The sequence below is a fragment of the Haloarcula sebkhae genome, assembly GCF_014647415.1.
Lineage (GTDB): Archaea > Halobacteriota > Halobacteria > Halobacteriales > Haloarculaceae > Haloarcula > Haloarcula sebkhae.
Genome location: NZ_BMPD01000001.1, coordinates 505,134 through 517,482 on the forward strand (window position 1 = coordinate 505,134; position 12,349 = coordinate 517,482).

At 62.1% G+C, this 12,349-nt stretch carries 16 protein-coding genes; 7 read left to right on the forward strand and 9 right to left on the reverse strand.

All coding sequences use genetic code 11. The features are described from left to right. Positions 1-188 precede the first annotated feature (188 nt). Entirely contained in the window at positions 189-806 is a 618-nt protein-coding gene (gene rdfA / locus IEY38_RS02625; RefSeq protein ID WP_188975101.1) for a rod-determining factor RdfA, read from the reverse strand. A gap of 44 nt (positions 807-850) precedes the next feature. Beyond that, positions 851-2,812, reverse strand: coding sequence for an archaea-specific SMC-related protein (locus IEY38_RS02630; RefSeq protein ID WP_188975103.1), 1,962 nt, complete (start codon positions 2,810-2,812; stop codon positions 851-853). Positions 2,813-3,118: 306 nt separating this feature from the next. On the opposite strand from IEY38_RS02630, the gene IEY38_RS02635 reads away from it, so the two are divergent. From IEY38_RS02635 to crcB, 3 genes are read left to right on the forward strand one after another with little or no spacing between them, the layout of a single operon-like run. Next, on the forward strand, positions 3,119-3,466 hold the full coding sequence (locus tag IEY38_RS02635; protein ID WP_170096915.1) for a hypothetical protein: 348 nt from the start codon (positions 3,119-3,121) through the stop codon (positions 3,464-3,466). Between the two features lie 2 nt (positions 3,467-3,468). Beyond that, positions 3,469-3,852: a fluoride efflux transporter FluC gene (locus IEY38_RS02640; RefSeq protein ID WP_188975105.1), complete on the forward strand. Its 384-nt coding sequence runs from the start codon at positions 3,469-3,471 to the stop codon at positions 3,850-3,852. Next, complete coding sequence (crcB, locus tag IEY38_RS02645) at positions 3,852-4,211, forward strand: fluoride efflux transporter CrcB (protein ID WP_188975107.1); 360 nt, start codon at positions 3,852-3,854, stop codon at positions 4,209-4,211. Before IEY38_RS02640 ends, crcB begins: the two co-directional genes overlap by 1 nt. Before the next feature lie 11 nt (positions 4,212-4,222). Here the strand turns inward: crcB and IEY38_RS02650 are convergent, their stop codons facing one another. Then, a complete protein-coding gene (locus IEY38_RS02650) occupies positions 4,223-5,290 on the reverse strand; it encodes an ATP-binding protein (protein ID WP_188975109.1) in 1,068 nt (355 codons plus the stop codon). A 75-nt stretch (positions 5,291-5,365) separates the two neighbouring features. Between IEY38_RS02650 and IEY38_RS02655 the strand changes: the two genes are divergently transcribed. Further along, positions 5,366-5,812, forward strand: a complete 447-nt coding sequence (locus IEY38_RS02655) for a DUF7382 domain-containing protein (protein ID WP_188975111.1) — start codon at positions 5,366-5,368, stop codon at positions 5,810-5,812. Here the strand turns inward: IEY38_RS02655 and IEY38_RS02660 are convergent. The 3 genes from IEY38_RS02660 to IEY38_RS02670 all read right to left on the reverse strand — a co-directional run bounded on the left by IEY38_RS02660 (position 5,809) and on the right by IEY38_RS02670 (position 7,880). Continuing rightward, complete coding sequence (locus IEY38_RS02660) at positions 5,809-6,540, reverse strand: protein-L-isoaspartate O-methyltransferase family protein (RefSeq protein WP_188975113.1); 732 nt, start codon at positions 6,538-6,540, stop codon at positions 5,809-5,811. The genes IEY38_RS02655 and IEY38_RS02660 overlap by 4 nt on opposite strands. 61 nt (positions 6,541-6,601) lie before the next feature. Then, positions 6,602-7,225, reverse strand: a complete 624-nt coding sequence (locus IEY38_RS02665; protein WP_188975115.1) for a protein-L-isoaspartate(D-aspartate) O-methyltransferase — start codon at positions 7,223-7,225, stop codon at positions 6,602-6,604. 1 nt (position 7,226) lies between these two features. Further along, positions 7,227-7,880 (reverse strand): HVO_0476 family zinc finger protein, encoded by a 654-nt coding sequence (locus IEY38_RS02670; protein ID WP_005537310.1) that lies wholly within the window; start codon positions 7,878-7,880, stop codon positions 7,227-7,229. A 110-nt stretch (positions 7,881-7,990) separates the two neighbouring features. Here IEY38_RS02670 and IEY38_RS02675 point away from each other — a divergent pair, with 110 nt between their 5' ends. After that, complete coding sequence (locus IEY38_RS02675) at positions 7,991-8,407, forward strand: DUF1648 domain-containing protein (protein ID WP_188975117.1); 417 nt, start codon at positions 7,991-7,993, stop codon at positions 8,405-8,407. A 115-nt stretch (positions 8,408-8,522) separates the two neighbouring features. On the opposite strand, the gene IEY38_RS02680 is transcribed toward IEY38_RS02675, so the two are convergent. Next, positions 8,523-9,482: an aminopeptidase gene (locus tag IEY38_RS02680; RefSeq protein WP_188975119.1), complete on the reverse strand. Its 960-nt coding sequence runs from the start codon at positions 9,480-9,482 to the stop codon at positions 8,523-8,525. A 192-nt stretch (positions 9,483-9,674) separates the two neighbouring features. On the opposite strand from IEY38_RS02680, the gene IEY38_RS02685 reads away from it, so the two are divergent. Further along, complete coding sequence (locus IEY38_RS02685) at positions 9,675-10,739, forward strand: type II glyceraldehyde-3-phosphate dehydrogenase (RefSeq protein WP_188975121.1); 1,065 nt, start codon at positions 9,675-9,677, stop codon at positions 10,737-10,739. A 3-nt stretch (positions 10,740-10,742) separates the two neighbouring features. Here the strand turns inward: IEY38_RS02685 and IEY38_RS02690 are convergent, their stop codons facing one another. Further along, entirely contained in the window at positions 10,743-11,234 is a 492-nt protein-coding gene (locus tag IEY38_RS02690) for a metallophosphoesterase (RefSeq protein ID WP_188975123.1), read from the reverse strand. A 111-nt stretch (positions 11,235-11,345) separates the two neighbouring features. On the opposite strand from IEY38_RS02690, the gene IEY38_RS02695 reads away from it, so the two are divergent. After that, positions 11,346-11,600 carry a DUF7533 family protein gene (locus IEY38_RS02695; RefSeq protein WP_188975125.1) on the forward strand — a complete coding sequence of 85 codons (255 nt, stop codon included), beginning with the start codon at positions 11,346-11,348 and terminating at the stop codon, positions 11,598-11,600. Here IEY38_RS02695 and IEY38_RS02700 read toward each other — a convergent pair. Further along, positions 11,597-12,271: an RNA ligase partner protein gene (locus tag IEY38_RS02700; RefSeq protein ID WP_188975127.1), complete on the reverse strand. Its 675-nt coding sequence runs from the start codon at positions 12,269-12,271 to the stop codon at positions 11,597-11,599. The two genes, IEY38_RS02695 and IEY38_RS02700, sit on opposite strands and share 4 nt — an antisense overlap. Positions 12,272-12,349 lie beyond the last annotated feature (78 nt).

Consider the following 12,349-nt stretch of genomic DNA (forward strand, 5'->3'; position numbering starts at 1 on the left):
CAGCCCTGTGTGACCCACTAGGTAACTGCGACGGCAGATCCCCGAGACGACAGGTCGGTTCTATTTCTACGGGCGGCTGTCGCAGCTATATTACTTGTTTTGTTGCGTTTCACAACCGTTTTCAGTTGTTTCTGCATCTCAAACACAGTATCCTTCTCGGTACAGTCAGATGGAGTCAGAGCGGCGATTCAATCCTGCTGGCACTCACAACCGCCCTGGTCGAAGAACTCCGCAACGGCATACTGGCTGCCACACGACTGGCACAACACTTGCGCGTCCAGAAACACCTCGAAGTCCTCGATGTCGATACGACCCGTATCTCGTAGCTTCTCGATGCGCTGGTCAGTGACCGACAGCGTTCGGGTCAGGAGCCGCTGAATGCTTTCGAGATCCTTTTCGATCTTCTCGTCGTCGGATAGCCCCTGATACTCCGCGCCGCGCCACTCCTTCAGATACGACCGGATGGCCTGATAGGTGATGAAATCGGTTTCGAGACTGTCGACGTCGACACCGTTGCGTTCGAGTCGATTGACGGTGTCAGTCCGAACGCCTGTGCTGATGTCGTCGCCGGTGAGGTTCTCGTAGGTCGATTCGACATCGCTTTCGAGGGCGCTCAGGCCCCCATCGACCAGCTCGCGTTCAAGGAGGCGCTTGTTGAAAAACTCCGCGAGGTCACGGAGACTCATACGCTCTTCACCGTCACCCGTCCAGCGAGCCTCCATCTCCGCACCGAGTCCATCGAGTTCGTACTCGTCGATAAGTCGAGCGACCTTGCTCGACGGCCGGCCGTCTGTCGTATTCGCCATCTGTTGTTCCCACGTACGGTAACCGGAACTAAAAGACTACGGGGTTAGATCGAAGTGATGCGGTTGAACTCGTCGTCGAGCGCTTGGGCATCCTCCGGCAGGAGGGCGACGACGAGATGCTCGGCGTAGTCAGCGAAGTACTCGACGAGCTCGGCGATCCGCGCCGAGTCGATAGCTTCCAGCGAGTCGAGCAGCATGAACGGAACGCTTTCGTGGAGGTCATGCACCAGATAGCCCGCAAGGGCGAAAATGAGGCCAGTCACCTCGCGCTCGCTCTCGCTGAGGTGCTCGATGGTGTCCTCGTACGCCGCACCGTTCTCGGTGGTCCGGACGATGTGGAGCTCGAACACTGTTCGGTCGACCTTCTGGCGTCCTTCGCGGACGGTCTGCTCGACGCGCTCGATCCAGATGCGTTCGAGGTTCTCGTACTCCAAAATACCGAGAATAGCGTCCATGTGATCGTTGAACTGGTCGACAGCGTTCGCCTCTATCTGGTCGATCTTCGTCCGCTTGTCAGTGAGTTCCTCGACAAGGGCGTCGCGCTCCGCACGGAGGTCGTCGGCCCGATTGACCATTTCCTCGATCTCCTCGATCTCGGCGGACACGTCGTCAAGGTCGGATTCCAGGCTGTCGATCTCGAATTCGAGCTGATTCGCCTCCCGGTGTAGCGAGAGGATCTCGTCGAAGTCCTCGGATTCGAGGTTGTCGACCTCATCTTCCAGAGATTCGACATCATCAGTCAGTTCCTCGCGCCGGTCTTTCAGCGAAGTGATCTGCGCTTCGCGGCGTTCGATTTCCGTCTCCGTCTCCTGGATCTTCCGTTCGACGTCCTCGCGGCGGCGCTGTTTCTTTTCGGCCTCGCGCTGGTCGGCCTTGAGATCGTCGAGTTCCGACTTGATATCGTTGAGATCCTCGACCTTCTGCTGACGGAGGTCCTGCAGGCGGTCAACAGTGTCTTCGATCTGCTCGCGGTCGACCGTCGAGCCACACGTCCAGCAGACGATGGATTCCCCGTTTTCACCTTCGAGGAGTTGCTCTGTTACCGCGCCGTCAGAGCCCTCAGGCGCGTCTTCGAGCGACTGGATGACGTCGTAGTCTTCCTCTTCGAGCCGTTCCTCGTTGTACTGGATGAGACTCTGGAGATCGGATATCTCGCTGTTCAGCCGCTGGCGCTGGTCGCGCAGGCTTGCAATCTCGTCTTCGAGGTGCTGCTGGTCGCCCATCGGCGTCTCCGGCAGTTCGTCCAGTTCGTCTTCGAGGTCGGACCGCTCGCGTTTTAGCGAGGAGATGCTCTCTTCCTGTGCCTCGATATCCCGCCGGACGGATTCGAGATCCGACCGCGTCGAGCGGAGTTCGTCGAGTTTCTCTTCGAGGATATCCTGTTCCTGACGGCTCTCCTCGATATCCCGGCTGCTGTTGTCTATCTCCTCCTCTCGATCGGCCAGTTCCTCGCGTTTCTCCTCGATCTGTTCGCGGAGTTCGGTCCGGCGCTGTTCGAGGTCCGGGAGGTCGCGCTGGCGGGACTCGACCGTGGCGAGTTCGTCGTTGATCTCGCCTTTCTCCGCTTCCAGCTGTTCGACTTCCGAGCGGATCGCGTCGATGTCGACCGGCCGCATGATGATTTCGCGGAGATCGTCGCCACGAGCAACGGACCGGCGCGCCTCGTTGGTTTCGAGGAGAAACGCGAACAGGTCGGCGACCGCAGGGTCGTCAAGGTACCCGTCACCGTCAAACTGAACCGCGTCTCCCGCTCGCGTGAGCGTCCGTTCGTATACCGCGTCCCCGTAAGTGAGGGTAACACTCCCCTCGTCGGCGTCGCCTTTCAGCGTGGCCTGCGTACTCCCCATCGCCGCCATAATAGACTGCAGAAACGACGTCCGGTTTGTGGCGTTCTTCCCCGTCAGCACCGTCACACCCGGTGGAATCTCGACTGAAGTCTCGTCGATCCCACCGATATTGGTGACATCGAAGTGGGCGACACTAGATTCTTGCTTTGATTCTGGCATTTGTCTGCTGTAGTCGGAGAGGATATAAAAATAATTTCATTGCCGAGAACTAAATTACAGATTAGCGTCCATACTATGGGCCGATACAGCAGATGCAGCAGCCGTATCACACGGCAGACAGCGGGCAGACCGACAGTCGCTTCTGGAATAACACCTGTACCAATATTATTCCGAGACGGAGCTATTGGCGATAAGGAGAGAGTTTAGTTCTCTAATACTGCTTTTTTGTTGTGTATACCAACTATTACCGATTGTGGCCCTCATCATATGCCAACCTATAAGTCGGCGTGATTGGAAGCAGATCATATGACTCGTTACGAAACGCTGCTCGAGGTCGAACTAGACGAGTGGGACAGTGGGTACGGTGTCTTGCAGATCGTTGACCCAGATGACGGCGACACTGCCGAGCTACGGTTCTGTTACTTCAACGAAAACGGCAAATTTACCAACCGGCCGCTAACGCTACGCCCCGACGAAGAGACACTAGACCGAACGACGCGGATGGTGGAGAACCTCGGCTACGTTGCCCGGACCTTCGACCCAGCAGAGATCCGTGAACTCGTGGATACGCTCGGCGAAGAGCGGGTTATCGAACTCGCACAGCTCGTCGACACGCTCGGTGAAGCACGGCTGGCGGAGATACTCGGGGAGTAAGAATGACAGACACCCACCCGCTGGTAACGGTCGAAACTATCGTTCTCGTAGGTCTCGGTGGGTTCGCTGGTTCGAACCTCCGGTACTTCGTCGGCCTCTTTGTTCCGGGATTACAGGGGACGCTGTTGGTCAATGTCTGTGGCAGTTTCGCACTCGGCGTGCTCGTGTACGAAGGGCTGCAGGTCGGTGCGCTTGCCAGCGAGACGAAGCTGGCCGCTTCGACCGGCTTTATTTCGTCGTTTACCACCTACAGTACGTTCGCGGTTGAGACGGTTCTAACGCCCGAGTGGGCTGTTGCGAACATCATCGGAAGCTACGCTCTGGGTTTTGCCGGCGTCCTTGTCGGCCGTGAAGTCGTTCGGCTGTTCGCCGGAGGTGAGCGCTGATGGTCGCTATCGAACCAGCGCATCTGGTCGGCACCGGTGGCGCTATCGGCGCACTCTGTCGCCACTATCTGGCGGGGGCTGTCCAGCGAGAGACGTTCCCGCTCGGGACGCTCACAGTGAACGCTATCGGAAGCTTCGCTCTGGGACTGTTGACGTTCGCTGGTGTGACCGGTGACGCGGAGTTACTTGTTGGTGTCGGCGCGTGTGGCTCGTTCACGACGTTTTCCTCGTTTTCGGTCGAGACAGTCCGACTGTGGGAGGACGGCTATGTGGCCCTAGCCGCCCTCAACGCCGTCGGCAATCTCTCCTGTGCGTTGGCCGGAATCGGGTTGGCCTGGGGCATCGTACAAATCGTTTGATTCCTGCCGGGTCATCGGATTTCAGAACCCCCCGCACGAGCTTCGTGCCCCCTGTCTGCTCCGAAGTCGCTTGCCCGCGGCGTCTCGCCGCCGTGGGGCGTCCGCCGCTCACGGACGGTCACGTGATGGACGGATTCAGTGCTGTCGTCGACGATGAGCGCGTCACCAGTCGTCTTCGGGAGCCGGGCCGCGAAGTCGCCGTCGAGATACGTCGGCTGGGCGGCCTGTAATGCGTCGATGTCAGCCGCGCTCGTCAGTCGGTGGGCGACGAGCAGGTCAGTTTGGGAAGCGGTTGTCGCTGGCACGGCGCTGGGTCGCTGTGTCGCCAGCACACAACTCACACCGGGCTGGCGGCCCCGAGTGACGAGCCGGCGGAGCGGACGCCGGGCGACGCCGTCGGTGAACGCGTGGGCTTCGTCGACCAGCAGCCAGGGCAGTCGGTCCGTCCGGTCAGTCATCCGGGCGTCGTACAGCGTGGTCGCGACAGCGGCGAGAACCGCACCGGCTGGCCGCGAATCGAGCCCCGACACGTCGAGCACGGTCAGGCAATCGCTACACAGCGTCTCAGTCTCGATACCCGAAGGCTCGAAGACGCCCCAAGACTCGGCGAGTGCGAGATGGTTCGTCGCCGCGCGGACGGTGCTCGCCGCCGCATCCGCATCAGCCACCCACGAGCGCATCCCATCGAGAGTCGCACGCTCGCTCGCTGCTCGCCACACGAGCGCTCCTGCGCCTCGTTCCGGGTTGAGGCCGAGCACCGTACACCACTGGCGTGGGTCGAGCGCGCCCGCGCGAACGCTGGGGTCGATTACCGTTGCAGACACATCCGCAGTATCCAGCGGCGTGAACGCCCCCATCGGGTCGACGACGACTGGGGCGACCCCTGCAGCAGCAATCAGTCCCTCAGCGAGGACGCCAAGCGTGTACGTCTTCCCCGACCCGCGTTTGCCGACGACGAGACCAACGTGTGGCCGGTCGACATCGAGATCGACCGTAGCGCCGCGACTCCCATCGCGGGCCCGATAGTGGCCCAGCCGCGTCGTTGTCCCCGTTGCTGCCTCACGTCCGATAACGACCATGCCGGCGGTTGGCCCGTTCCAGCACTTGAACGTTCGTCCGAGGGTTCAAATACGAGCTCGGACCCACGCCTGTCCATGTCAGATTCGCTGTGGCACGACGAACGTGCTATCGAGGGCCTACCGATTCGCCTCGTTATCGCGCTGGTGGTCGGTGTCGCCTGCCTTTCCGTCATGATGAGCACCATCTCCGGAATCGAGACGCTGCAAGTGAATGAGGTTGACGTGGAGCCCCATCCAGAAGTGACTAACCCGGGGACGCAGGACGTAGCCGTCACCGTTGTCGACTCGAAAGGGTCGCCCGTCTCCGGCGCGACAGTGGTCGCCAAAAGCGGGACAGCAACGCTTTCGTCGGTCACGACTGGCGAGACAGGGAGTGCAGGGAACGCGACCCTCTCACTGTCGCCGTCGCTCGGACCAAATCAACAGGACGGCACCGTCACGTTCGAGGTGAAACCACCAGCGGGGAGTAATTACGAGGACGCCCGCTCGAACACCGATCTGCTCGTCGTCGAGTCGCCCTAGCCGTCCCAGTCGATCCACTCCTGCTCCCAGCCGGCGCGGGACTGGGCTGCCCGCCGGGCGCGCTCGCGGTCCTCACGGTGGGTCCGGTTGCGCTCGACAGTGTCTGCCTGCTCACCCTCGACGAGCATCGGCTGGAAGGCGACGGTACCGTGTCGGTGGACCGAGCCATCGGCCTCGACGACAGCCAGCGACTGTTCGCCGGTTCCGAGCGGCATGACGAGCCGGCCGTCCTCGGTCAGTTGCTGGAGGAGTGCCCGTGGCGGGTCGATGGCGGCAGCTTCCAGCAGAATTCGGTCGTATGGTGCGTATTCGGGCAGCCCGGCAGCCCCGTCACGGCGGTCCACGAGGACGGCGTCATACCCTGCTTCTGCCAAGTTCTGCCGCGCTTCGATGACGAGTCGGCGCGTGATGTCTATCGCATGAACGTTCGCTGCGCCGACGTGTTCTGCCAGCACCGCGGCGGTGTAGCCGACGCCGGCACCGACGACGAGCACATTGTCGTCTTCTTCTGGTGACAGGGTTTCGAGTACCCGGCCGGCGGTACTGGGCGAGAGCACGCGCGTGCCGAGGCGTTCAAACGGGCGGTCTGAGTAGGCCTGTTGCTCGCCGACAAACGCCTCCCGGGGGACAGCACGCATCGCTGTCGACAGCCACGCGCTCCGGACGACACCCTTGCTCTCGTGTTGCAGGCTGTCGACCATGTCGTCCCGTAGTACCGCCGGGTCCATACCATTACATTCGGCCAGAGCTATATCAATGGCGCGACAACGGCCGTGTCTGTCGAAAACCCTACTGGAGCGGGACGAACCGGACGCCACCGTAGTCCTCGCTATCGAGCGTGCCGTCAGCCTGTTTCTCCGCACGGATGAGGCGCTGTTGTCCGTCTCCGATTGGGGCCAGCAGAACACCGCCGTCGCAGGTCTGTTCGACGAGCGGGGCGGGGAACTCCGGCGCGGCACAGGTCAGATACGTCCGGTCGTAGGGGGCGTGTTCTGGCCACCCCTCCTTGCCGTCGCCGACCCGAACAGAGATATCGCCGTAGCCGGTCGCTTCCAGCGTTTCCCGTGCGTCGTCGGCGAGCGATGCGTGGTACTCCACACTGTAGACGTTCCCGGGGCCGACCAGTTCGGCAGTCACCGCAGCGTGGTAACCACAGCCGGTTCCCACCTCCAGCACCCGGTCTCCCGGGGACAGGTCGAGTGCCTCGGCCATGATTGCCACCATGTGCGGCGCAGAAATCGTCTGGCCCGATCCGATCGGGAGCGGGCGGTCGGCGTAGGCGTCGTGTCGCTTGTCTTCCGGGACGAACTGGTGGCGTGGAACCGACGCTATCGCCGCGAGAACGTCCTCGTTGGCGACCCGCTCTCGCAGACGGTCGGACAGCCGCGACCGCTGCCGGTCCCAGTCGACCATCCTACCACGCCGACCACGCCGTGGTCGACTCGTCTCTGACGTACAACCGGTTGATGTCCTTCGCGATACCCATGTCTCCGTCGTGATCCATGTTCTCGTGGTCGTAGCCGTGGGCGTCGTCACGGACGTGAATCCCCTCGACGGTGAACTCTTCCTCGCCGAATTCCTCGGTCTCGCCGACGACGAACTCGTAGTCGCCGGGAACGTGGAGTTTGAAGCTCTCGGTCTCGTCGTGGGTCCCGTCTTTCGGGTGCATCGTGACGTTGACCGAGACGTTGCCGACGGCCCGCGACCAGATGGTCTCGACGTCCTCGGCGGCCGCCTCGTCCTCGCGGCCGTCCGCGGTCTCTAAGCTGGTGATGCGCGCAGTCACAACCGCTTCGTCAGTCTCAAGCAGGAACTCCTCGCCGACGGACAGTTCTTCCTCAGCCGGCACGTCGACCTCGGCGGTGAAGGAGTCCCCGTCCTGTGAGACGACGACACTACGCTGTAGCGTCTCATCTTCTGGCAGTTGTTCCTTGTGGACATGGTCGCAGTCCGTACAGCGAACCGTCACGTGGCCGCCCGGCTTCAGCACCTCGTGAACCGTTTCCAGGTCCGGCGAACAGGCCGGACACGGGAGGGCGATGCGGTCGCCCGGTGTAGCATCTGTCATATGCAGCCGTTGACTGCGCTCCCGTAAATGGTCGTCGCCACGGCGCTGCTCGTGGTTCTTACTCGCACAGTCACGCTGCCCTTCTTTTGCCACCGGGCCAAACGACGGGTATGACACGCCGACAGAGCCATGCCGACATCGCAAGCGGTGTCGTCATCGGCCTGACAGCCTTGGCTGGTCTCACAGTCTGGTCACGCCTCCCCGCTGAAATCGCGATTCACTTCTCCGCGTCGGGCACGCCCGATACCTACGTTTCGAAGCCGGTCGGTGTCGTTCTCATGCCGGCGCTGATGTTTGCAACCCTCCTCGTGCTGAAGGGTGCGTTCCGCTACGACCCGCCGGACGTGCCGCAAGTGGCGGCCACTATCACCGTCGCAACGATGGCGTTCATGGGTGCGGTACACGGGCTGGTGCTCGCGTGGAACCTCGGCTACCCAGTGCCGTTCGACCTCGTCCTCATCGGGTCGCTCGTCTGGGCGGTGCTCATCGTCGGATACGCTGTGACGGTCGAATACGCCGACAGATAGCGGATTGTCGGCGGCCAGTGTGCGCTATGCACGCCCCCGTGCCCGTTCAGAAGTTTACTTTGACCTCGGTTACTCAACGCGGAGGGTTTCACTTCCTCCCCGTCCTCATGGCTTCTCAGTCGACGTTCGGCTTCGGGAGGGCCACTTCCTCTCCATCCGCATACACGGTCGGTTCCGTCAAAATCCCGTCCAGATGAATCGGCGCGTGGACATCGCCGCCCATCGCGTGGTCGTCGCCGATAGCGATGTGGACCGTGCCGCCGGCCTTCTCGTCCAAGAGAACGGAGCCGACGAGTTCGGTGACGGCGACGTTCGTTCCGATACCCAGCTCTGCGAGGTTGTACGCGTCCCGGCCAACCTCTTCGGCGGCGTCCTCGACCTGCGCGCGGATGTCGGGGTCGTCGATGTCCGTGACGTAGCCGTCCTCGACCTCGAAGGTGAGTTGCTTCCCGTCGAGTTTGCCGTGGGGGCGCATCGTCCCGTCGACGACAAGCGTGCCGTCGGCCGTCTCGGGAGCGAGGAACACCTCGCCGGCAGGGAGGTTCGACATCTCGCCGGCCTCGTGGACGATGCCGGTGTCCATGTGCCACTCGCGGGCACCGATGCCGAACGTGATATCGGTCCCCTGGGGTGACGTGACTCGAATTTCATCGGCGTCTTCGACCTGTGCCAGCACGTCCTCGCAGTGCTGTTCGATAAGATGGTAGTCGGCGTCTAACCCCATGAGAAACACGCCCTCGCTGATGCCGGGCAGGGTCGCAACGCGAGCGCCGGCCTCGTTGGCGTCGGTGCGGGCTTCGGTGTGGCTCAGGCTCTTGGTCGTCGGCGCGAGCACGACATCGGCGGTTTCCATCGCGCCGGCAACCGGTGCAGGCGGCTCCGCGCCATGTTGCTCACCCGGCGGGTAGCGTACGAAAACCGAGTCGTCGGTAATCTCTGCGGCGACACGATACAGCGCCTCGCCGATCGATTTCCGCTGGTCATCAGTGATGACCGCACACGATTCGTCGGGCTGGAGATTCAGGCACTGTTTGACAGCGGTCTCGGCGGGCACACGAAGCGACGAGTTGTCCATACAACTGACTGCGTACTCCGTCTGAATAACTCTTGATAGACTGCCGGCACAGGCCAGCGAAACACGCGACATCTCGGTGTTTTCTGGTAGTTCGTGATAAAAGTTCACAATATCCAGAGGTACAACTATCTGAGTTAATTTCTCCGTAAATTAATCACAAAGAATATACTCTCCCCGGAGATATGGACGTGTATGCTCCACGTGGGCATCAACGGCTTCGGCACCATCGGGAAACGCGTCGCTGACGCGGTGCGTGTCCAGCCAGATATGACAGTCGCGGGCGTCGCAAAGCGCTCGCCGAACTTCGAGGCAACTATCGCAGACGACCGCGGCTACGACCTCTACGCCGCGGACGGCCGCGAACCGTTCGATGAAGCCGATCTCGCGACGGCCGGGACGGTCCATGACCTCATTGAAACGAGCGACGTGGTCGTCGACACCACGCCGAGTGGCGTCGGCGCGGCCAACGCGCCGTTATATGCCGAGCACGACACGCCAGCCATCTTCCAGGGTGGGGAGGACGCCGATGTGGCAGACGTGAGCTTCAATGCCCGCGCCAACTACGAGAAGGCAGTCGGGGCTGACACGGCTCGCGTCGTCTCCTGTAACACAACAGGCTTGTCACGCCTGCTCGCACCGCTCAGGGAATCATACGGCGTTGAAAAATCGCGTGTGACACTGGTACGGCGCGGTGCCGACCCGGGCCAGACCGGTCGTGGCCCGATCAACGACACACTCCCCGACCCCGTCGAAATCCCCTCCCACCACGGTCCTGACGTCCAGACGATTTTTCCCGACCTCGACATCGATACGATGGGCATGAAGGTCCCAACGACACAAATGCACACCCACAGCGTCAATGTCACGCTGGAAAGCGAACCCACCACAGAGGAGGTCACAGCGCTGCTCGCCGACGAGTCGCGACTGTTCCTCATCCCGGAGACGCTCGGTATCGACGGCGCGGGGAAGCTCAAGGAGTACACCCGCGACGCCGGTCGCCCGCGCGGTGACGTGTGGGAGAACTGCATCTGGGCCGAATCCATCACCGTTGAGGGACGGGACCTCTACCTGTTCCAGGCGATCCACCAGGAAGCCGATGTCGTGCCGGAGAACATCGATGCCGTTCGCGCGCTCTCGGAGCGGACCGCGAGCGCCGAAAAGAGTATTCGCCGGACCGACGAAGCCCTCGGCGTCGGTCGGGGACTTGTCGAACACGACGGCAGCCCACAGCGCGTCGACAGTCACGCCGACGACTGATTCTCAACCCAGTTCGTGGAATTCGACCTCGCCGGTCTCCGTCGAGAGTGTCGCGACCGAGAACGGCTCGGGGGCCGGCGGAATCGAGATGCCACCGGGGTTGATTCGTACCGTGCCCGCGCGCTCCTCGTGCCCGCGTTCATGGGTGTGGCCGTGAAACACGTAGTCGTAGTTCCCGCATTCGACCAGCGCGTCGACGATCTCCCCGCTAGTCCCGTGATACACCGCGACGGCGCACCCGTCGATTGTTACCTCGCCCATCTCGCCGAAGTACGTCCCAAAGTCCTCCACGGTAGATTGGACCGCCCATTCACCGTCGTTGTTGCCGCGCACGGCGTAGAACGACCAGTCGCCGTCGAACGGAGTCACGGAGAACGGGGCGACGAAGTCGCCACAGTGGATGACCGCCTCACAGCCCGCGTCCGCGAACGTCTCGACTGCGGCTTCGACCTGTGCGGCGTTGTCGTGCGTGTCGGAGACGATACCGATTTGCATACCAGCGACTTTCAGCCGGTAGCGACTTGAACGTATGTCCCTCGACACTGGTGCGGACGTAGTCGTCACGCAGGCGCGATGCTTTTGTTTAGTCACCGCCTACGACGGCCGATGGCACGGGGACTCATCGGGACAATCGAGCTGATGGTTGCGGTCGTACTCGCCGCGCGGGTCACCCTCCTCGGCGTCGATAACCTCGCTCGCGGCCAGACGGCGATCGGTGCGGTCTTTCTGGGGTTAGCCACTGCCTTACTAGTCATCGAGTGGGTCGCTCCCTCCCCGACGGACATCCCCGGTGCAATCGCCGGCCGAGCGCGCAGCGCGCTCCCCGGCGGGAAGCCACCGGACGGCGGCGAGGACGACTAAGTCTCGTCGCGCCAGCGGTCCGGGTCGCCCGCAGCGAGGTACTCCCGGAGCAGCGGCGGGAAGTTCCGGCCCTTGAGATACCGCAGTCCGAAGTCCTCCGCCCAGTTGATGATGCCCTGGTCCTCCGTAACAACGCCGGCCTCCAGTTCCTGTGCGAGTATCAGGAGGTCGAAGTCCTCGCGCGAGTCGAGCACACCCTGTCGGAGCGTGTCCCGGTATTCGTCACGCAGATCCGAGATGACCTTGTCCACCTCCGTCATATGGTCGTGTTCCTCGACCGTTTCGGCCCGCGACTCTTCCGCTTTCCTGACGGCCTTCTCCGAGACGCGCAGGCCACGGTCGACCCGCTCGGACATCTCGTCGATGAACTCGTACACCAGATCCGCCGGAATCCGCACCTCGTGGTGGGCCGGCGACTTCGTGATGACCCACGTGTCCAGTTTCGTCAGCACCTCGTCGCTGATTGCCCGGTCTTCGAGCATCGTCGTCAGCTCAGCCTGAATTGACGGCGGCATGTAACAGGAGATGTTGTGGACCAGTTTCGCCTCCGAGATGAGGTCGAGCAGATCCAGACAGGCTGCCTCCAGATCCTCGTCGTCGCCTCTGATTTCGGGGGTGAGAAACAGCGACGTGTCGAGGACGAACCGTTGTCTGAGCGGGCGGTCGACCATACTGGCGCTACGATAGCCTGCCACTAATGCTCTCTGACAGGTACGGGAGTGACACGCGCCAGCAGTATTTTAGTTTCA